This is a genomic window from Acinetobacter sp. ESBL14, from assembly GCF_036668815.1.
Taxonomy (GTDB): Bacteria; Pseudomonadota; Gammaproteobacteria; order Pseudomonadales; family Moraxellaceae; genus Acinetobacter; species Acinetobacter gyllenbergii.
In genome coordinates this window covers 57539-76332 of the sequence record NZ_JAZEVS010000002.1, presented here as the reverse complement: position 1 = coordinate 76332, position 18794 = coordinate 57539, and the positions used below count along the sequence as shown (strand labels likewise).

Genomic DNA, 18794 nt, shown 5'->3' with positions numbered 1-18794 from the left:
TTTCTCAAAATCATCTGATTGAACGTCTTTTAAAATTCAATAGCTTAGGGAAATAGCAAAGCTTAGTTCGAGAGTTCAGCCTGAATCTGTTTTAAGCGTTGCTGTTGTCCGAATTGAATTGCAAACTGTTCAGCGCTGAGTTGACCCATTTTTGCGGCATTAACATCACAATCGACCTGACGCAATTGTTTGGCAATGCTCCATTCCGCTTTGACAATCGCCCCCATTAAGGCCGTATGTCCACGTTTGTCTCGGAGACAACGATTGGCGCCTTGTTTAATCAAAACATCAACCGCTTCTTTTTGCCCATAATAGCTCGCCATCATCAGTGCGCTATAACCAGAGTGATCCTGCACATCGATCGGAAAACCATGCTTTAAAAACTCTTGTAAAACCTCAATATTGCCAACTTTTGCTGCTGAAAAGAACAGCTCAATCACTTCATCTGAACCGTTCACTGCGGTCGAAACTGTGTTCGCATAACTTGAGACGCATAAACTACCGCAGAATAGACCGATTGCACATAATGTAGCTCGTAAATGAATCATCACAATATCCTAAAATTAAATCAGGAATGCCTGTAACACTCGCCCTAGGTGCAGGAAAGGCTATTGAGGTTACAGGACTTTCTGGGGGTAACATTCAGGCACCTGTTACCACATGCTAAAACGACTTATTCGTCTTTCAATTGCGCTGCTTTCGCTTGAGCATTTTTAAGATTGACACCCACAGCCTTGGCAAGACGTGTTCCATAATCAGCATCGGCTTTATAGAAATAAGACACCATGATGGTCTTGGTTTCTACATCTTTGACTTGTCCAAGGTCTGCAGCAAGATTACGAATCAAGTCATTCTTTTCGATTGCAGAATAACTGCGATATAACTCACCTGCCTGTTTAAATGGCTGCTCTTTTTGAATCGCATGCTGCATCACTGTTCCTTGTAAAGGTGTAGCAACTGCACGTGCAATCTCAGTTGAAGGCTTCGGTTCAATCGTACTTGGCTCATAATTGACATGTGACTCAGTTTGTCCCATGTTCATAAAACCTTCTTGGTTGTTGTTATTCACCGCAACCCGAGGACGATTCACTGGAATCTGTTGATGATTGGCACCTAAACGATATAACTGGGTATCTGAATAAGAGAAGATACGACCTTGTAATAAACGGTCTTCTGACGGTTCAATACCTGGAATCAAGTTGCCTGGTGCAAAAGCCGATTGTTCCGTTTCCTGAAAGAAATTCTTCGGCATACGATTCAACGTCAAGGTTCCGACTTTGACTTCAGGCACCGCATCACTTGGCCAAATTTTAGTTGCATCTAATGGATTGAAATCAAATTTATCTAAGTCTTTTGGATCAAGTACCTGAATGTACAAATCCCATTTTGGATAATTACCTGCATTCACATTTTTATACATATCATTGGTTAAATGATTCCAGTCACGACCTTGAACTTCACGTACCTGATCAAGATTCAAGCCTTTCACGCCTTGTTTAGAACGCCAGTTGAACTTAACGTACTTATATTCGCCTTTGTCGTTATAGAGTTTAAAAGCATGCACGCCAAAGCCATCTAGCGTGCGGTAGCTTTCTGGTGTGCCTAAATTTGAATAGACATAGGTCAACATATTGATTGACCAAGGCTGGCTTTTTAAGAAGTCAAAAATACGATTCGGATCTTGGACATTGCTGACTGGATCAGGCTTCATGGCATGGACAAAATCAGGGAACTTGATCGCATCACGAATAAAGAATACCGGCAGATTATTGCCGACCAAATCCCAATTGCCTTGCTGCGTATAGAATTTCACGGCAAAACCATGCGGATCACGTGCGGTTTCAGGCGAACCCTTCGGATGGATGACGGTTGAGAAGCGGACAAAAACAGGGGTGGTTGTACCTGCCTTAAACATCGATGCGACAGTTAAATCAGACAAATCTTTTGTTGCGACAAAATCACCATAGACGCCTGTACCACGTGCATGCACCACACGCTCGGGAATACGTTCACGGCCAAAACGTTGTAATTTTTGAATCAGCTGGACATCTTGCAACAAGGTTGCGCCATTGGCACCCGCGGTCATGGAGTTTTGATTGTCACCTACAGGTGCACCATTGTCTTTGGTTAAAGGGGCTGCATACGCAGTGCTCAGCGTTGCTGCCATTATTGTGAATAAAAATGTTCGCTTAAACATACTGTTAAATCCAAAATCTAAATACCTTTCCTGCACGGGGACTATACAAAGATTTAGACAATAGATAAAAAAGATAATTTTAATAAAATAAATCGAAAAATAAGATCAAAGACAATCTAGTGCCTTGATGAGGTCATGCTGAACAAGCAAATCTGTTAGACTGCTGCCCTGATTCAATACCGATCTTCATTTTTATGCGCGCATTAATTCAACGTGTCCTCGAAGCCAAAGTTGTGGTTGAAGGGCAAACCACAGGCGAGATTCAACACGGCTTATTGGTGTTTTTAGGTCTAGGTAAAGACGATACTTTAGAAAAAGGCCAAAAGCTGATTGATAAAATCTTGAAGTATCGTATTTTTGATGATGAACAAGGTAAAATGGGCTGGAATGTCAGCCAAGCCAATGGTGGACTGCTACTCGTCTCTCAATTTACGCTGATGGCGCAAACACAAAAAGGCTTAAGACCAGATTTTGGCCCTGCCATGCCACCTGCAGCAGCCAAAGACCTATATGAGCAATTGGTCAAGTACGCACAACAACAATTTAACCATGTCCAAACTGGGATTTTTGCCGCAGATATGAAAGTGCATCTGATCAATGACGGTCCAGTGACTTTTAACCTAGAAGTCGAATAAATCGTGGCAATAAAAAACTCCCCAGTGGGGAGTTTTTTATGTCAGCGCATTTATTTGCCTGTTTTTTCTTTAATAAAGGCACGTGCTTGACGAATTTTTTCTTTGACTGGTTTTGGCACTTTTGGTGGAATCAATTTCGCTGCTTGGTTAAACCACACCAATAAGCTAAAGTCACCTTCCATTTTGATGCTACCATCTTGCATACCCGTCATAAATGCGGTTGGGTCACCTTTCAACAAAGTTTTAACGCCTTGCTCGCTTGATGCAAATTGTAAAATAAAGTCTGCTTTTTCTGGGCTACCTGCAACCGTATCAATCTTGCCACGATTCACAAGAATCTGACGAGCAAAGCCTAAATCTGTACCAATCTGAATACGGAATTCACGGTCATGTACCAATTCAATAAACTTTGGGCTGGTACGTGCCAATTGCTTCATACGCAACGCCAAACCTGCCACTAATAAATCCAGCGGATCAGTGCTTACATCAACGATAGGTAACTTAACCACAGGTAAAGAAGAAAGCTTCATGACAATTATGCCTACAGTATTATGATGAAAATTAAGACAACCGTATCCTAGCACAGTTGTAGAGCGGTCTGTAAAAGCTTTGTTGCAAAAAATTAGTACAAAAAAGGCATGCTGAGCATGCCTTTGATGTTGTTCGAATTATTATAATTTATCTGCTAGAACATTGTTGCTGGTCATCCTTATAAACAGGTGTATGTTCAATATACTGGCGATTTGCCAGCTGTTTTTGTGCTTGTTTGTCTTCACGTAAAAGAATAAATGTAACCGTCATCATCGCGAGGCTCAAGGCGGTTAGGTAGCTATAAGCAACGGACATCTCGAACATGGTTTGCACACCAAAGCGCACCACTTCTAATAGTCCCCAGCACAGCATACCTGCCAACATAAAACCTAACCAACGACGATAAGGAGAAAAGAAAACAGCAATAACTGCGACAGCGATTAAGCCAAATCCAACCAACATGGTGAAATTCGCTGCTTCCATAGAAACCTCCGTCTTAAAAAGGGTGATCTGTATCGTGTTCAGACCTCTATCTTGTTCTGTAATCTCTAACAGTACTTCGTGTTGCATTAACGTCTTTATGCATTATGGAGCGTTTTTTTTAGAAAAAAAGAGCCTGAAATTAACCTTACGACACAAGCTGTCGCAATATGCTTTTGTCATTACATTTTTAAAACAGAGAAAAGTCCTGAATGTCCATATAGCATCAATTGCCGCGTGTCATTACAAAAAACTATGCCTCTTTTTTGCTGCAAAAAAACTTTTTTCGGAATTTTTTTATCGTTGTTTTTCTATACATTTAGACATAATTATGACGGATAAATGACGTACAAAAATTGAATAGGGCCGCTGAAAAAGCGACCCTATTTTGAAGCATTTTAGCGTCAGCTTAGGCACGATTTAAATCTTTGTCATGCATACCTAATAAGTACAATACGCCATCCAAACCAACACTCGATATGGCTTGATTGGCATTTTGACGAACCAAAGGTTTAGCACGGAATGCAACCCCTAGACCTGCAATTGAAAGCATCGGTAAGTCATTGGCACCATCACCCACGGCCATCGCCTGCTCTAGCGAGATCCCCATTTTTTCTGCCAGTTGACGTAGCAGTTCAGCTTTACGGGCACCATCCACAATTGCACCTTTGACCTCACCAGTAACCACACCATTTTCGACATCTAAAATGTTGGCATGTACTTCATCAATCCCAAGTTTTGCTTGTAAGTACTCAGCAAAGTACTGGAAACCACCTGATAAAATTGCGGTTTTATAACCCAATGCTTTCAGTGTTGAAATGAGACGCTCCGCCCCTTCAGTTACAGTCAAGCGCTCCGCAATCTTTGGCAACACCGAAGCATCTAAACCTTTTAATAACGCCACACGGGCACGGAAGCTTTGTTGGAAATCAAGCTCTCCCAGCATCGCACGCTCAGTAATTTCAGCCACTTGTGCACCGACGCCTGCTTCTAATGCCAGTTCATCAATGACTTCTTGCTCGATCAAAGTCGAATCCATATCAAAGCACACCAAACGGCGATTACGGCGATAGGCATTGTCTTCTTGCACAGCAACATCAATATTCAGTTCACCAGATAAACTGAGGCAAGCTGCACGCATCGCCTGTGCATCCAGCATCTGTCCACTTAAACCAAACTGGACACAGGCACGGCGTGGAAATGGGCTTTCCGCATCAAGTTCTAGACGCCCTGATAAACGGGTAACTGTTTCAATATTAAAGCCCTGACTCGACACAATTTTTGTCACTGCTTGCAGGTGTGCAGCCGTCAGTTCTGGCGCAAGTGCGGTCACGATATAACGTGTTCGACCGCCTTCACTCACCCATTGATCATATTCTGCGTTGGAGATTGGTTTAAATCGCACAGTTAAGCCAATATCATGTGCTAAAATCAGAATCTCTTTCATTGCTAATGCTGTTGCGGTCTCATTATCCGATGCAACAACGATCCCAAGGGTCAGTTGATTATGGATAACCGCCTGACCGACATCGAGAATTTGCAAAGAATGTACGGATAGTACCTGCATTAATCGAGTAAACTGATTCGGTTGATCTGGTCCTAGAAAGGATATAAGAATGATTTCTCGCATGAATTGACTCGTGGTTGAGCGACAACTATTGTAAGAATCATAACATAACCCATGAATCTATTTGCCTTGGAAGTTTAACTTGAATGCGCCTCGCCAAGGGCTATTTGCTAGCCTACTGATCGTAAGTTTTGCATTGCATACCTTTTTATTGGTGATTGCAACGACACATCAACTCAATGAAAACCGCGCTAGCCAAGGACAACTGATGACCAGTCAGTTAGTGGCAGATAGTCTTGCAGAGTTGGAACCAGCCAATACCGTTTCACTCGCGTTGGTGGCAAATCGTTATGCCACCAATCCAAGTGTTGCCTCTATACGAATCTTGGACGCCAATAAACAAGTGCTTGCAACCAGCGGCATGGCCAAAACTCGCCAAGGCGAAGTTTTTGTTCGAGATGCGCTACAAAACGAAAAGAAAGTGGGTACCGTTGAAATTACCTTAATCCAGCCGAGTATCGGTGAGATTTTACGGACACAATGGTTAGCTATTTTAGTTTCTTTATTTATTCATGGATTAATCTGGCTGGCTTATCGCGCGATTGCGCGTCCAACCCGCAGTGAATACTTGGCACGCATCAATCAAGAAAATCATCTCAAGCATGAGATTCAGCGTTTAACCCAAGCATTGGCCTTGGAAAAGCAAAATACCGTGACCTTGGTCGCTCAAGCACAGCAACAAGCAAAAGCTCAACCAAGCAAAGCACGCGTGGAAAAAAGTCCAATCGAGTCAACGCAATTGGATGATCAAGCTCTGGCACTCAATATTCAGTTTTATGATCCGAAGCAATTGCTCAGCAGTGTGAATCAGTCTGTTTCTGTCCCATATTTCAAGCTGTGCCAATTGTTCTTAGATAAAAGCATTGCACTCTGTGCCAAGCATTACCAAATTGATCCTGCTCAAATTCAAGTGGTTCAGGAATTTAATGCGGAAGGCGCAACTTTGGCAACCAGCTCGGAAAAATCACATGCACTGGAATGCCTGATGATGGTGGGTGCTGTGTTCCAATTATTGGCCGATGTTCTGTATAAACGTTATCGTGAAGATAAACGCTTTGCGCTACAAACCCGTGGTGCGGTGGCAAGTGCAGTTGATGCCATGCAACTGGATGCCGTTGAAGCGGCAAAGCGCTTAGCGCAGCATTTACATGCCAAAGAAGCGGCATTGCATTTAAATCACGAGCAACTTAAAAATGTTCAAAACAGTTATGAATTGGTAGCGATGCCAAATCCAAGTAATATCATGACACGCCACGCCTTTATGATTAATGGCATGAATGAAGAATGTGCAACCTTAGCGCAAACGCTGCGCACCGAAATTCTAATGGGTAAAAAAGCCAAGGCATCAACAGAGTTTGAATAAATCGCGGTTCGCACAGGCGAACCAAGTGAGCTAACAGAAGGCTTTGTCTCAAGATAAAGCCTTCTTTTTTTATTGAGCCTGATCAATCTCAACAAGATAAAGCCTCTCGACTTTCTGATTAAATGGCAAATACGACGCCAAATAAAGTATGGCTTGACCAGTTTTTTAACTGGTCTTGTTATTGATAAAGAAGCACAGGCGAAAATTTTTAAAATGCGGTAAACTATGCCAGATTTATCGAATACTAGTGCCTGAAAAGGCAGCATCAAAGGTGAAAGCGAATGCCGCTGAGTCGTGTTGAAGAGCTTGTCGCAGATATTCGTGCAGGCAAAATGGTTATCCTTATGGATGACGAAGATCGTGAAAATGAAGGTGACTTAGTCATCGCTGCAACGCATGTTCGTCCTGAAGATATTAACTTCATGATTACCCATGCACGTGGCTTGGTCTGCCTGACGCTCAGTCGTGATCGTTGTAAGCAACTCAACCTCCCTTTAATGGTTGATCAAAATGGCGCACAGCACGCAACCAACTTCACGCTTTCGATTGAAGCGGCCGAAGGCATCAGTACGGGTATTTCAGCCGCTGAACGTGCACATACCATTCGTACTGCTGTGGCAGCACACGCTAAACCAAGTGATATCGTCCAACCAGGTCATATCTTCCCATTGATGGCACAACCAGGTGGTGTTTTGCACCGTGCAGGTCATACTGAAGCAGGTTGTGACTTGACCCGTTTAGCTGGTCTAGAGCCGGCTTCTGTGATCTGTGAAATTATCAATGATGACGGTACAATGGCACGTCGTCCTGATTTAGAAGTATTTGCAGAAAAACACGGTTTAAAAATTGGCACCATCGCGGACCTGATCCATTACCGCATGACCAATGAGCAAACGGTTGAACGTTTGTCTCAAGAAAGCATCGAAACCGAATACGGCGCATTTGAACTGTACAAATATCGTGAAATCGGTAATCCAGATATTCATGTGGCATTGGTCAAAGGTGATCCGAAACAGGGTGTGACTACGGTTCGTGTACATGGTTTCAGCCCGATTCGTGATTTATTGAAACTCAATAAAGCCGATGGCTCATCTGCTTGGAATTTAGATCTTGCAATGAAAACCATTGCTGCCAGTGATCGTGGTGTGTTGGTGTGGATTGGTCAGGATCACCTAGAAGATCTAGGCCCTGCACTCAATAGCTTAAACCAACCAAAACCATTGAAATCCAATGCAGCACTTTCTCATCAATATCAAACCATTGGTGTAGGTGCACAGATTTTACGCGATTTAGGTGTTGAGAAAATGAAGCTGTTGAGTTCTCCTCTTCGTTTCAATGCCTTATCTGGTTTTAATTTAGAGGTAGTGGAATACATCACTGCCGATCAAATCACAGCAAAATAATCGAGGTTGCTATGGCAATTCGCCGAATTGAAGGTTTATTACATCTCGCAAGCGAAGGTCGTTATGCGATCTTAGTGGGTCGTTTCAACAGCTTCGTGGTTGAACATTTACTCGAAGGTGCGATCGACACATTGAAACGCCACGGCGTTGCAGAAGAAGCGATCACTGTGATCCATGCACCAGGTGCGTGGGAACTACCGATCGTGGCAAAAAAATTAGCGGCTTCAAATCAATTTGATGCCATCATTGCATTAGGTGCAGTGATCCGTGGTAGCACACCACATTTTGATTTTGTTGCGGGCGAATGTGCAAAAGGTTTAGGTGTAGTTGCACTTGAAAGCACAATGCCTGTGATCAATGGTGTCTTAACCACAGATAGCATTGAACAAGCAATCGAACGTTCTGGTACGAAAGCAGGTAACAAAGGTAGCGAAGCTGCATTGACTGCAATCGAAATGGTTAACTTATTAAAGGCAATTTAAAGCATGTCGCAAACACTTCAGGCCGCTTATGCAGCGAAACGCAAAGCACGTCGTTTTGCTGTACAAGGGATTTATGAATGGCAAATGAGTCATAACCCAGTTCATGAAATTGAAGCACGCACGCGTGTTGAAAATGCCATGCACAAAGTTGACCTTAACTATTACCATGAATTGCTCACTCAAGTGGTTGCTCAACATGAAGCTTTAGATGAGTTACTCATCCCTGTACTTGACCGTGAGTTAAATGCCCTGGATGGCGTAGAACTTGCAACCTTACGACTAGGTGCATATGAACTTCGAGATCATCTCGAAGTTCCGTATCGCGTTGTACTTGATGAAGCGATTGAGCTAGCTAAACACTTTGGTGGTGCCGACAGTCATAAATACATCAATGGTGTATTAGACCGTCTTTCATCAAAGCTACGTGAAGCTGAAAAACAGCAAGCAAAATAATAGGCTTGTGTTAAATGGCTGAGTTTTCAATTATTGAGCATTACTTTAAACGCACATCCAATACCGATGTCAGTTTAGGTATCGGTGATGACTCAGCCATTATTACCCCACCATCTTCACAACAACTGGTGATCTGTGCAGATACATTAGTTGCTGGTCGCCATTTTCCCTTCGACACCGCTGCCCATGCCATTGGCTGGAAAAGCGTCGCAGTCAATTTATCTGACTTGGCGGCAATGGGGGCAAAACCCCACAGCATTTTACTCGCACTGAGCCTTCCCTCAGTTGATCACGACTGGCTGGCTGCATTTAGTCAGGGGCTGTTCGATTGCTGCGATCAGTTTGGCGTGAGCCTGATTGGTGGTGATACCACCCAAAGTACTCAACTCACGATTAGTGTGACTGCGCTAGGCTGGATCGAACATGGTCAGGCCATTACCCGTGCAGGTGCACAAGTCGGTGACTATATCTGTGTCAGCGGCCAAATCGGTGATGCTGCGTTTGGATTACAACATCTTGGTCATGCCTTGCAACAACGTTTGGATTATCCAACCCCACGTTGCCAGCTGGGCCAACAGCTCAAAGGGCTGGCTTCCAGTATGATTGATATCTCGGATGGATTGGCGCAAGACTTAGGCCATATTTTAAAAGCATCCAATGTCGGTGCAAAATTACAGCTTGAGCAACTTCCATTAGATTCATCACTCAAACAACTGGATCTGCAACAGGCTTGGCATTATGCACTTGCAGGGGGCGATGATTACGAATTATGCTTTACAATATCACCGCAAAACTTTAAACAACTATCGCGACAACAATTAGATGTTCCGCTTACAATAATCGGCGAAATTACCCAACAAACTGGATTGTTATTTGAGTATATGGGCAAAACACACCCATTACATGTTCATGGATACCAACACTTTGCATAAGCCTCCCATTCACTTTAACCAAATGACTTGGTTCGACCGTTTCATCGTGTTCTGCGGTGTCGGTTTTGGTTCTGGTTTAGCGCCCAAGGCCCCTGGAACCTTTGGTTCGGCCTTTGCTCTGTTATTTGTTCCACTGTGGCTCTATCTAGGTCTGTCGGCCAGTATTGTCGTGGTTGTTTTGATGTCTTTGATAGGCATCTATATCTGTGGGCATACTGCAAAAGTCATCAATGTGCATGACGATGGTCGCATTGTCTGGGATGAATTTGCAGGACAATCAATTACCCTCCTGCCTTTGCTTTATTTACAACAGATGAATTGGCTGTGGGTCATTGTCGGGTTTATCTTATTCCGTATATTTGATGTCTGGAAACCATTCCCCATTAGCTGGGCTGACCAAAAAGTATCTGGCGGCTTAGGGATTATGTTGGATGACATCATTGCTGGCCTTTGGGCAGCACTCTGTATTCTTATTTTTCATTTTTATCTTTTGACTTAAGCCACTATTAGAGTTAGTTATGTCAACAACTGTTATTATTCTTGCAGCAGGGAAAGGAACGCGGATGCGTTCACAATTACCAAAAGTATTACAACCACTTGCAGGTCGTCCTCTGCTCGGTCATGTCATTCAAACTGCAAAAAAACTCAATGCCCAAAACATTATTACCATATATGGGCATGGCGGTGAACTGGTTAAGCAAAGCTTTGCGGCAGAACAGATTGAATGGGTTGAGCAAGCAGAACAACTCGGCACAGGTCATGCAGTACAAATGACCCTCCCTGTTTTGCCTCAAGAAGGTGTTTCACTGATTTTATCAGGCGATGTACCTTGTATTCATGCAAATACGCTACAAAAATTATTGGATGCATCAACTCAAACAGGCATTGGCTTAGTGACGCTCACTGTCGATGATGCAACAGGTTATGGCCGTATTGTCCGTCAAGATGGTAAAATTCAAGCCATTGTTGAACATAAAGATGCCAGCGAAGAACAACGCCAAATTAAAGAATTTAATACCGGCATTTATTGTGTCAGCAATGCAAAACTTCACCAGTGGTTGCCGCAACTTTCCAATGAAAATGCGCAAGGTGAATATTACCTCACTGATATTGTCGCGATGGCGATTGCGGATGGCTTAGAAGTTGCCTCAGTTGAACCCGAACTTGCGTTTGAGGTTGAAGGGGTCAATAACCGCTTACAACTTGCGACCTTAGAACGTCAGTTCCAACAACAACAAGCCAAAGAATTGATGCTACAAGGTGTTCACTTAATTGACCCAAATCGTTTTGATTTACGTGGTACCTTAAGCTGTGGACAAGACGTACAGATTGATGTCAATGTCATCATCGAAGGCGACTGTGAACTGGGCGATAATGTCCAACTCGGCGCAGGCTGTATTCTAAAGAATACACGCATTGCGGCAGGCACTAAAGTTCAGGCTTATAGCATTTTTGAGAATGCAATTGTTGGTGAAAATACCCAAATTGGTCCTTTCGCGCGTTTACGTCCAGGTGCCAACCTTGCCAATGATGTGCATATCGGTAACTTTGTAGAAGTGAAGAACTCGAATATGGGTCTAGGCTCAAAAGCCAATCACTTTACTTACTTAGGTGATGCCGATATTGGTGCGGATTGTAATATTGGTGCAGGTACCATTACCTGTAATTATGATGGCGCGAATAAACACCGTACTGTGATTGAAGACAATGTATTCATTGGAACCAATAACTCTTTGGTTGCACCAATCAAAATTGGTCGAGGTGCCACAACAGGTGCAGGATCAACCCTCACTCGAGATGTGGCTGAGCATAGTTTGGCTGTCGAACGATCAAAACAGTTTGAAAAAGCAAATTATCAACGTCCCCAAAAACTGAAAAAATAAGAGGATAAAATTATGTGTGGTATTGTTGGTGGCGTTGCTGAACGTTGTGTAACCGATATTCTGATTGAAGGACTGAAACGTCTGGAATATCGTGGTTATGACTCTGCTGGTTTAGCATTACTCAATAATCAGAAAATCTTGCGTGAACGTCGTGTTGGTAAAGTTGCCAACTTGGCCGAAGCCGTGTCAGAACAACATTTAACGGGTAATGTGGGTATTGCACACACCCGTTGGGCAACTCACGGTAAACCGACAGAAAACAATGCCCACCCGCATGTTTCGGGTGATGTTGCAGTGGTTCATAACGGGATCATTGAAAACTACCAAGAACTTAAAGATGAATTGCAAGCTTTAGGCTATGTGTTTACCTCGCAAACCGATACCGAAGTGGTTGCACATCTTGTTAACGATGCGCTAAAGCAAACAGATAGCCTGCTAGAAGCTGTACAAAAGATTACGCCACGCCTTAAAGGTGCTTATGCGCTTGGGATTGTGCATACGGCGCATCCTGACGAGCTGATTACAGTCCGTGAAGGTTCACCATTGGTGATTGGTGTCGGTATAGGCGAGAACTTTATTAGCTCAGACCAACTGGCTTTATTGCCTGTGACCAACCGCTTCGTTTATCTAGAAGAAGGTGATATTGCGCGCTTAACCCGTAGCAGCATTGAAGTTTTTGTTAATGGCGAGCCTGTACAACGTCCAGTCAAAGAGTTAGATGCCACAGTCAGCAATGCATCTAAGGGTGAATATAAGCACTTCATGCTGAAAGAAATCTATGAGCAGCCTGAAGCAATTCAGCAAACCATTTCGCAAGCATTGAATGGCAATAACTTACGCGAAGATTTCCTCAATCATGCCAATGCCGATTTTGACAAGATTCAACAGATTCAAATTATTGCCTGTGGTACCAGCTATCATGCGGGGATGATTGCCAAATATTGGTTTGAACAACTGATTGGTGTGCCTTGCCAAGTTGAGATTGCCAGTGAGTTCCGTTATCGCACCCCAGTGATTGTGGCAAATACACTGTATATCTGTATTTCTCAATCAGGGGAAACTGCGGATACTTTAGCTGCGTTACGTGAAACCCAAAAACGTGCCAAAGCCAATCACATTGACATCACTACCATGACGATTTGTAACGTTGCGACATCATCAATGGTGCGCGAAACTGATCATCATTTACTGACACTTGCAGGTCCAGAAATTGGGGTGGCTTCAACCAAAGCCTTTACCACCCAGCTGGCAGCATTGATGTTATTGATCTTAAAAATTGGTCAAGTTAAACAAAAGCTGTCTGCCGCACAACTGACTGAAATTACTGAAGCATTGTGGCATTGTCCAAAAGTCATTTTAGATACCTTACAGGGTAATACTGAAATTCTGCGTTTATCAGCACTTTTTGTTGAGAAAAATCACTGCTTATTCTTGGGTCGTGGTACACACTTCCCAATCGCACTAGAAGGCGCATTGAAACTGAAAGAAATTTCATATATTCATGCGGAAGGTTATGCTGCAGGTGAATTGAAGCATGGTCCACTGGCTTTAGTCGATAATGAAATGCCCGTGGTCATCTTAGCACCACAGGATGACATGCTCGATAAACTCAAATCGAACATGGAAGAAGTTCAAGCCCGTGGTGGTGAATTATTCGTCTTTGCAGATGAGAACAGTGGTATTCACGGTAAAGATCGTCAACATGTCGTACATGTTCCAGCGGTAAATGAATGGCTAGCACCGATCGTTTATAGCGTGCCTGTACAACTGCTGTCTTATCATGTTGCAGTGTTACGTGGTACTGATGTCGATCAACCACGTAACCTCGCCAAGAGTGTGACGGTCGAATAATTCGACGGCTATCCGCTGTATTTGTATAAGAGTAATAAAGTCTCATACTGAATTGCTCAAAAAATCCACATAAGATATGCTCTAGAAAAGCATGGCTGTGTGGATTTTTTAATGCTTGATTTAAAAGATTCGTATAAAACAAATCTAAAAATGAAAAAAGGAAGGCCGTGGACAAGGTTTCGGGGCTAACTATAAACCATAGATCACCATTAGAGATGCTAGCTCAGAAAATTTGTTTCCTAATAAGTGATAGAAAAATATTAAGGAAATCAGTTCATTTAATGTACACTGTAATCACTTTTAGTTCTCAATACTATAGCCATTAGCGATATGCCTATAATAACAATGATCCTTAGTTTGGAAAAAAATATCGAAACTACAACTCATACTTATATCAATAGAGCTATGTTTAGTGTAAATATCAGCAATAGCTGAACTGTAGTAGCCTATCCAATCTTTAACACAAGTAAAGGATGAACAAGGACGAAGATGTGTGTATAGAGCTTTTAAATTATCTGAAATCTGATGAATATCAGGATTATGTAGCCAAAGAATAAGATCTTTCTCTTTAAAATTAGTAGTGATATATTTTCCAGATTCTTCAGTGTGTTCGACAGCAAAAAGTTTAGGCCCATTGACTGTAAAACTTGAATATAAAAGTTTAGTCATTAGTATTTGTTCATGTTGACCGACTTCCATCTCTCTTATTTGTCTTGAAATATTTAAGCATATCGGTAATTTTTTAATGTCTGAATCAGCATTATTAACAAATAATCGTACCGCTTTATCAATAACATAATGTTCACCTGTTCCAGTGATAATTCCTTTCGACCAAGCATACAATTTTGATCCGTTAAACTCTTGGAAATTAAAATATTTTCCACGTTTTAATTTAACAAACTTATTATCAATCGCAACAATTATGCTGTCTTTTAGTTGAATCGCAATAATAAACGTCATATTTGTAACTTTATTAAGTTGTGCTAATATGAGTTTATCCAAAAAATTAGAAATGGCATAGTTATGGCTGGCGGTTCACAAATTATAATTTCCTCAGATGGTATAACCATAAAAACACCTAATGTATTCAAAGTTCTTGCAGGGCAACATACCTTCAATAGCGGTGCCAAAGCTAGTGCAGCAATACCGATGTTACCTAAAGGGATATGTTTAGATTGTATGAAAAAAGCAGCACTAAATGGTTCTGTTTTTATTAAAAAATAGGTAATTTATGTTTAATTATTTGATTATTAGCAATATAGAATATCAGAATCTAACCGAATACTTTAAGAACTCTGTTCTTCGTTGTGAAAAATTTTATGATAACTTCATGTTATTTAATAAATTAATAGAAGAAGCACCTTTTCTAATTGAGCTTAGCAATAACTACAAGCCTTATAATATATTAAGTAATTCAACTGCTATTTTCTTTAATTCGCTGCATAATTTTGACGATATGAAGTTTCAGTTATCAAAAAATTTATCAATTATGACTCAAGATAATGAGGATCTACACTTTAGATTTTATGATAGTCGCGTACTTCATATTTTAATAGAAACTATCGAACTGGCAGAACTTAAATCAATCTATCATGATATGAAATTTTTGGAGTATTTTGACTATCTAAAATTACAAATTACAAGTATTAATTTTGATATCAATGACCCAGAAATTGAAATTGTATTCACAAACGAGTTGATGGCTAATATAAGCCAAAACATGACTAAAATTCATCTAATCAATTTTATAAAAAATAAATACTTAGATAAAGATCCACTCCTACCAAATAAAATCGATTCAATGAATTTAAACTATAATTCTTTAATTAATTCTGGCTTTGTAAATATTGATCAAGTTTCTGAAATTATGGAAAAAATCTATTCAAACGATATGGATTTAAGTCATTATCCTTATCTGTTAAATTCCGAGATTTCTAGTGAGTATAGATTTTTAAAATTAAAAAGAGAGTTAGACAATGCCTCAATTTAAGAGTTTTTCATTTTCTAATCGACAAAACAATCAAGCTGTTATGCAGTGTTCAGCTTATGGCAAGTTAAGTGCCAATGTCATTTCTAAAGATGATAAACAGCAAAACCTATTCTTTAAAGCTATCGTTTATCAGGGTAATAATATCGTTCATTCGAGTAGTTTTTTTAGTTTAAAATTTGAATTACCACGTTTGGCTATTGGTCACTATCGGTTAGAGATTATCCCCAAAAGAGATGAAACCTTTTTTTGGTACAAACAGGTACAGCTTAAAGATTTTTCGTATAATTTTGAAATAAAAGGAGATACAACTACTGTTGTTGAATGCTCCGTAAATAGAAAGGAATCAATAATCTATAACATTAAGTATCAATTTTTTGTTCTGGATAGAAACAACAAGACTGATGAAGCTCCACTTATAGAATTAGGTGTATTCGAGGAGGTTACAGGCAACAAAGAATCTATTAGTAATTCATCTAAAAAATTTAATCTCGATGAAAATTTACTTAAAGCTGTTGTTTATATGGAAAGTACACATGGCTACTACGATGAACCGCTTAATTGGGTTGGTGTAAATAAGTCTATTAGGCCATCAAATATTAATGTTGCATATTGGCCTGAACTTGTTTCAAGACAAGAAGCAAATGACAAACAGAAAAATTTAGACATCGGTGCCTATATGTTGAAATTAATTGAACTTAGAATTCCTAAAAGATCTGTAAGAGAAATTTCATCTGTATACAATGACATAAATGCAAAATCGGTTACGGACTACGGTATGCGTGTAAATAGAATCTATGTCGAAAAACCATACGAATAATTTATCATAGGTAAAAATATGTCTAATTTTATAAAAGTTGTTGCATTAGTCTCACTTACAATATCAATTATACCTTTAATTATTGCAAAAAATTCATATACATATACAAGTTATTGCCTTACTGAATATTGGTACGCTGATATTCCTACTTGCAAGTTAGATATGAAAATTGCAATTTCAAGCACAATTATATATTTTGCATTAACGTTTTTATTCCTCTATTTATTATCCATTATTGCAATGAAAATCAAAAAAATAATTGATAAACCAAGTCCTTAATGACTTTTAGGTATTACCATGAAATTAAAATGGTTTCTGATTTCAAGTAGTTCATTTCTTTTAGCATTAACACCTATTTATTATGCAAAAAATACTGGTGATTTCTCTGATTACTGTCTATCAGGCTTTGAAATAGAACATACAACGTGCCATTTAGATCTAGCTTATACAGTTATGCTAACCGGATTTTGGTTTTTATTGCTTTTACCTATAGTCGCTGGCTTATACTTCTTGTTTGAAAAGATCATAAAAGAAAATTTTCCAAAAGATTAATTTTTAGATTTTTGATAGATGCATACTGCCAACGCGGTTATCATGATTTCAACAATAAAAGACCAATGCAGTATGAAATTTAGCCACCAGGGCTGATAACGTGGCGTTACCTCAAAGAATACATATGACTTGTCGATAAATGGTGCAAACAACCAAACATCGCCTACAAAAGTATCCAAGCTGATATGTAAGAGTCCACCGCCTGAAAAGAGCATGAGCAGATAGGCTTTTTTAGATGTGTACTTAGACCATTTTGAATACATTAAAGATATAAGAAAAATTGGGATCCAAAATGAAAACCAATGCAAAAAATATTTGTGGTGATGAACAGATCTATCATCAAATAAATAAAAATAGAAAAGATCAATATCTGGAAACACGGCACCAGCAATGACTATAGAAAAAAATGATTTCTTACTGATATGTATATTCTTCAGCTTAGATCGCAAGAATTTTGCCAAAAGATAACCTGATGGTAAATGCGCTATGAACATGTATTGTTTCTCTCCTTGATTCGTACTTTAGCTTACCAGTGAAACTGATAAGGTGTGATGTTAGCCTAACTAACCATATCTCTATGAAATTAATGGTCGCAGGTTTCACTAAACCAATCAGTGAGTAAGGCTCATGTATCTTAGATACTTTGGCTAACTTTACTGGCTAAAACTTTATTACTTTCACACACGCTTGCACTACGCTGATACAGTAAAAAGCGCCATAAAGAGATTCTTTATGGCGTTTTTTTTTGAATTTCATGATCTCAGTCATTTAATGGATTAGATCACATCTAGCGTCTCATGATCGATTGCGTTCTGCGACAGTCAAACCCATCTCAGAGCGTACACTTGCATTAAGCCACATAACGCGTGCTTTTATGATTCAATAACACAATCGAATTAAGAATAATCACGCCCAAAATTGAAATCAGAATTAACTTCCAATCGACAAAGAACAATGATGCTAACAAGATTGCGAGATCAATACCTAACTGTACTTTGCCTGCAGGGATCTGAAAGCGCTCCTGCAAATACAACGCCAGTAGATTGATGCCACCTAAGCTCGAACGATGTCTAAACAGGATCAAAAAGCTCACCCCCATCAATACATTGGCAAAAACTGTAGCGTAGATTGGATTGACATCGGAGAGATGAAAAAATTGTGGAATAATTTCAGTAAATCCGGCCAGCAATGCAACAGCGATAAAGGTTTTCACCACCAGCGCAATACCCATCTTTTTATAGGCAAAATAGTAGAACGGGATATTGATCAGGAAAAATAATACGCCGAACTTCAGATCAGTGATGTAATGAATCAGCAAAGATAAGCCTGCTGTCCCTCCGGTCATAATGCCTGCCTGCTGCAATAAAGTCATTGCGAAAGACAAGATGAATGTTCCGATCAACATCGCTAATGCATCTTCAATTTTAGAGTGCTGCTCAATCACAGGCATGACTGGACTTACCAGAGATACATTTGGCTCGGTATTCATAACGGTACAACTCAAATAGGAGAACAGCTAAAGGGAGAGACATCTTTCAAAGAAAGACATGGCATATTTGATCATTTTTATTAGAATTTCGCAATTTATTCTTATATTT

At 40.3% G+C, this 18794-nt stretch carries 21 protein-coding genes; 13 read left to right on the top strand and 8 right to left on the bottom strand.

The window, feature by feature from the left end; translation table 11 throughout:
- Nucleotides 1–62: 62 nt before the first annotated feature.
- Nucleotides 63–548 carry an ankyrin repeat domain-containing protein gene (locus V6E90_RS08540; RefSeq protein WP_332605109.1) on the bottom strand — a complete coding sequence of 162 codons (486 nt, stop codon included), beginning with the start codon at nucleotides 546–548 and terminating at the stop codon, nucleotides 63–65.
- A gap of 125 nt (nucleotides 549–673) precedes the next feature.
- Nucleotides 674–2197, bottom strand: a complete 1524-nt coding sequence (locus V6E90_RS08535; protein WP_332605108.1) for a catalase — start codon at nucleotides 2195–2197, stop codon at nucleotides 674–676.
- A 194-nt stretch (nucleotides 2198–2391) separates the two neighbouring features.
- On the opposite strand from V6E90_RS08535, the gene dtd reads away from it, so the two are divergent.
- On the top strand, nucleotides 2392–2832 hold the full coding sequence (dtd, locus tag V6E90_RS08530; RefSeq protein WP_065343102.1) for a D-aminoacyl-tRNA deacylase: 441 nt from the start codon (nucleotides 2392–2394) through the stop codon (nucleotides 2830–2832).
- A gap of 50 nt (nucleotides 2833–2882) precedes the next feature.
- Here the strand turns inward: dtd and V6E90_RS08525 are convergent, their stop codons facing one another.
- From V6E90_RS08525 to serB, 3 genes are all read right to left on the bottom strand, one after another.
- On the bottom strand, nucleotides 2883–3362 hold the full coding sequence (locus tag V6E90_RS08525; RefSeq protein WP_004657026.1) for a hypothetical protein: 480 nt from the start codon (nucleotides 3360–3362) through the stop codon (nucleotides 2883–2885).
- A gap of 148 nt (nucleotides 3363–3510) precedes the next feature.
- Nucleotides 3511–3846 (bottom strand): ciprofloxacin tolerance protein AciT, encoded by a 336-nt coding sequence (gene aciT, locus V6E90_RS08520; protein ID WP_004657025.1) that lies wholly within the window; start codon nucleotides 3844–3846, stop codon nucleotides 3511–3513.
- 406 nt (nucleotides 3847–4252) lie between these two features.
- Entirely contained in the window at nucleotides 4253–5473 is a 1221-nt protein-coding gene (gene serB / locus V6E90_RS08515; protein WP_016542246.1) for a phosphoserine phosphatase SerB, read from the bottom strand.
- A gap of 61 nt (nucleotides 5474–5534) precedes the next feature.
- On the opposite strand from serB, the gene V6E90_RS08510 reads away from it, so the two are divergent.
- The 8 genes from V6E90_RS08510 (at nucleotide 5535) to glmS (ending at nucleotide 13837) form a co-directional block, all read left to right on the top strand.
- A complete protein-coding gene (locus V6E90_RS08510; RefSeq protein ID WP_332605107.1) occupies nucleotides 5535–6833 on the top strand; it encodes a hypothetical protein in 1299 nt (432 codons plus the stop codon).
- A gap of 281 nt (nucleotides 6834–7114) precedes the next feature.
- On the top strand, nucleotides 7115–8236 hold the full coding sequence (ribBA, locus tag V6E90_RS08505; RefSeq protein WP_016542244.1) for a bifunctional 3,4-dihydroxy-2-butanone-4-phosphate synthase/GTP cyclohydrolase II: 1122 nt from the start codon (nucleotides 7115–7117) through the stop codon (nucleotides 8234–8236).
- An 11-nt stretch (nucleotides 8237–8247) separates the two neighbouring features.
- Entirely contained in the window at nucleotides 8248–8718 is a 471-nt protein-coding gene (ribH, locus tag V6E90_RS08500; protein WP_004657017.1) for a 6,7-dimethyl-8-ribityllumazine synthase, read from the top strand.
- A gap of 3 nt (nucleotides 8719–8721) precedes the next feature.
- Nucleotides 8722–9171, top strand: a complete 450-nt coding sequence (gene nusB / locus V6E90_RS08495) for a transcription antitermination factor NusB (RefSeq protein WP_004657014.1) — start codon at nucleotides 8722–8724, stop codon at nucleotides 9169–9171.
- 14 nt (nucleotides 9172–9185) lie between these two features.
- Nucleotides 9186–10103: a thiamine-phosphate kinase gene (gene thiL, locus V6E90_RS08490; protein ID WP_065343101.1), complete on the top strand. Its 918-nt coding sequence runs from the start codon at nucleotides 9186–9188 to the stop codon at nucleotides 10101–10103.
- Complete coding sequence (locus tag V6E90_RS08485) at nucleotides 10081–10602, top strand: phosphatidylglycerophosphatase A family protein (RefSeq protein WP_016660077.1); 522 nt, start codon at nucleotides 10081–10083, stop codon at nucleotides 10600–10602. Before thiL ends, V6E90_RS08485 begins: the two co-directional genes overlap by 23 nt.
- A gap of 19 nt (nucleotides 10603–10621) precedes the next feature.
- Nucleotides 10622–11986: a bifunctional UDP-N-acetylglucosamine diphosphorylase/glucosamine-1-phosphate N-acetyltransferase GlmU gene (gene glmU, locus V6E90_RS08480; protein WP_332605105.1), complete on the top strand. Its 1365-nt coding sequence runs from the start codon at nucleotides 10622–10624 to the stop codon at nucleotides 11984–11986.
- A gap of 12 nt (nucleotides 11987–11998) precedes the next feature.
- Entirely contained in the window at nucleotides 11999–13837 is a 1839-nt protein-coding gene (glmS, locus tag V6E90_RS08475; protein WP_332605104.1) for a glutamine--fructose-6-phosphate transaminase (isomerizing), read from the top strand.
- Between the two features lie 300 nt (nucleotides 13838–14137).
- Here glmS and V6E90_RS08470 read toward each other — a convergent pair whose 3' ends face one another.
- Entirely contained in the window at nucleotides 14138–14797 is a 660-nt protein-coding gene (locus tag V6E90_RS08470; protein ID WP_332605103.1) for a hypothetical protein, read from the bottom strand.
- A gap of 63 nt (nucleotides 14798–14860) precedes the next feature.
- On the opposite strand from V6E90_RS08470, the gene V6E90_RS08465 reads away from it, so the two are divergent.
- The 4 genes from V6E90_RS08465 to V6E90_RS08450 all read left to right on the top strand — a co-directional run bounded on the left by V6E90_RS08465 (nucleotide 14861) and on the right by V6E90_RS08450 (nucleotide 17196).
- Nucleotides 14861–15061: a hypothetical protein gene (locus V6E90_RS08465; protein ID WP_332605102.1), complete on the top strand. Its 201-nt coding sequence runs from the start codon at nucleotides 14861–14863 to the stop codon at nucleotides 15059–15061.
- A 7-nt stretch (nucleotides 15062–15068) separates the two neighbouring features.
- Nucleotides 15069–15827 carry a DUF4123 domain-containing protein gene (locus V6E90_RS08460; RefSeq protein WP_332605101.1) on the top strand — a complete coding sequence of 253 codons (759 nt, stop codon included), beginning with the start codon at nucleotides 15069–15071 and terminating at the stop codon, nucleotides 15825–15827.
- Nucleotides 15814–16644, top strand: coding sequence for a hypothetical protein (locus V6E90_RS08455; RefSeq protein ID WP_242727584.1), 831 nt, complete (start codon nucleotides 15814–15816; stop codon nucleotides 16642–16644). Before V6E90_RS08460 ends, V6E90_RS08455 begins: the two co-directional genes overlap by 14 nt.
- A gap of 297 nt (nucleotides 16645–16941) precedes the next feature.
- On the top strand, nucleotides 16942–17196 hold the full coding sequence (locus V6E90_RS08450; protein ID WP_332605100.1) for a hypothetical protein: 255 nt from the start codon (nucleotides 16942–16944) through the stop codon (nucleotides 17194–17196).
- On the opposite strand, the gene V6E90_RS08445 is transcribed toward V6E90_RS08450, so the two are convergent.
- Nucleotides 17193–17690 (bottom strand): metal-dependent hydrolase, encoded by a 498-nt coding sequence (locus V6E90_RS08445; protein ID WP_332605099.1) that lies wholly within the window; start codon nucleotides 17688–17690, stop codon nucleotides 17193–17195. The two genes, V6E90_RS08450 and V6E90_RS08445, sit on opposite strands and share 4 nt — an antisense overlap.
- Before the next feature lie 356 nt (nucleotides 17691–18046).
- Complete coding sequence (locus V6E90_RS08440; RefSeq protein WP_262756174.1) at nucleotides 18047–18685, bottom strand: YitT family protein; 639 nt, start codon at nucleotides 18683–18685, stop codon at nucleotides 18047–18049.
- Nucleotides 18686–18794: the final 109 nt, after the last annotated feature.

Excerpts from the sequence above, each read along its gene's own strand:
- V6E90_RS08540 (WP_332605109.1), bottom strand. The coding sequence starts at position 548 with ATGATTCATTTACGAGCTACATTATGTGCAATCGGTCTATTCTGCGGT.
- V6E90_RS08535 (WP_332605108.1), bottom strand. The coding sequence starts at position 2,197 with ATGTTTAAGCGAACATTTTTATTCACAATAATGGCAGCAACGCTGAGC.
- dtd (WP_065343102.1), top strand. The coding sequence starts at position 2,392 with ATGCGCGCATTAATTCAACGTGTCCTCGAAGCCAAAGTTGTGGTTGAA.
- V6E90_RS08525 (WP_004657026.1), bottom strand. The coding sequence starts at position 3,362 with ATGAAGCTTTCTTCTTTACCTGTGGTTAAGTTACCTATCGTTGATGTA.
- aciT (WP_004657025.1), bottom strand. The coding sequence starts at position 3,846 with ATGGAAGCAGCGAATTTCACCATGTTGGTTGGATTTGGCTTAATCGCT.
- serB (WP_016542246.1), bottom strand. The coding sequence starts at position 5,473 with ATGCGAGAAATCATTCTTATATCCTTTCTAGGACCAGATCAACCGAAT.
- ribBA (WP_016542244.1), top strand. The coding sequence starts at position 7,115 with ATGCCGCTGAGTCGTGTTGAAGAGCTTGTCGCAGATATTCGTGCAGGC.
- ribH (WP_004657017.1), top strand. The coding sequence starts at position 8,248 with ATGGCAATTCGCCGAATTGAAGGTTTATTACATCTCGCAAGCGAAGGT.
- nusB (WP_004657014.1), top strand. The coding sequence starts at position 8,722 with ATGTCGCAAACACTTCAGGCCGCTTATGCAGCGAAACGCAAAGCACGT.
- thiL (WP_065343101.1), top strand. The coding sequence starts at position 9,186 with ATGGCTGAGTTTTCAATTATTGAGCATTACTTTAAACGCACATCCAAT.
- V6E90_RS08485 (WP_016660077.1), top strand. The coding sequence starts at position 10,081 with ATGGATACCAACACTTTGCATAAGCCTCCCATTCACTTTAACCAAATG.
- glmU (WP_332605105.1), top strand. The coding sequence starts at position 10,622 with ATGTCAACAACTGTTATTATTCTTGCAGCAGGGAAAGGAACGCGGATG.
- glmS (WP_332605104.1), top strand. The coding sequence starts at position 11,999 with ATGTGTGGTATTGTTGGTGGCGTTGCTGAACGTTGTGTAACCGATATT.
- V6E90_RS08470 (WP_332605103.1), bottom strand. The coding sequence starts at position 14,797 with ATGACGTTTATTATTGCGATTCAACTAAAAGACAGCATAATTGTTGCG.
- V6E90_RS08465 (WP_332605102.1), top strand. The coding sequence starts at position 14,861 with ATGGCTGGCGGTTCACAAATTATAATTTCCTCAGATGGTATAACCATA.
- V6E90_RS08460 (WP_332605101.1), top strand. The coding sequence starts at position 15,069 with ATGTTTAATTATTTGATTATTAGCAATATAGAATATCAGAATCTAACC.
- V6E90_RS08455 (WP_242727584.1), top strand. The coding sequence starts at position 15,814 with ATGCCTCAATTTAAGAGTTTTTCATTTTCTAATCGACAAAACAATCAA.
- V6E90_RS08450 (WP_332605100.1), top strand. The coding sequence starts at position 16,942 with ATGAAATTAAAATGGTTTCTGATTTCAAGTAGTTCATTTCTTTTAGCA.
- V6E90_RS08445 (WP_332605099.1), bottom strand. The coding sequence starts at position 17,690 with ATGTTCATAGCGCATTTACCATCAGGTTATCTTTTGGCAAAATTCTTG.
- V6E90_RS08440 (WP_262756174.1), bottom strand. The coding sequence starts at position 18,685 with ATGAATACCGAGCCAAATGTATCTCTGGTAAGTCCAGTCATGCCTGTG.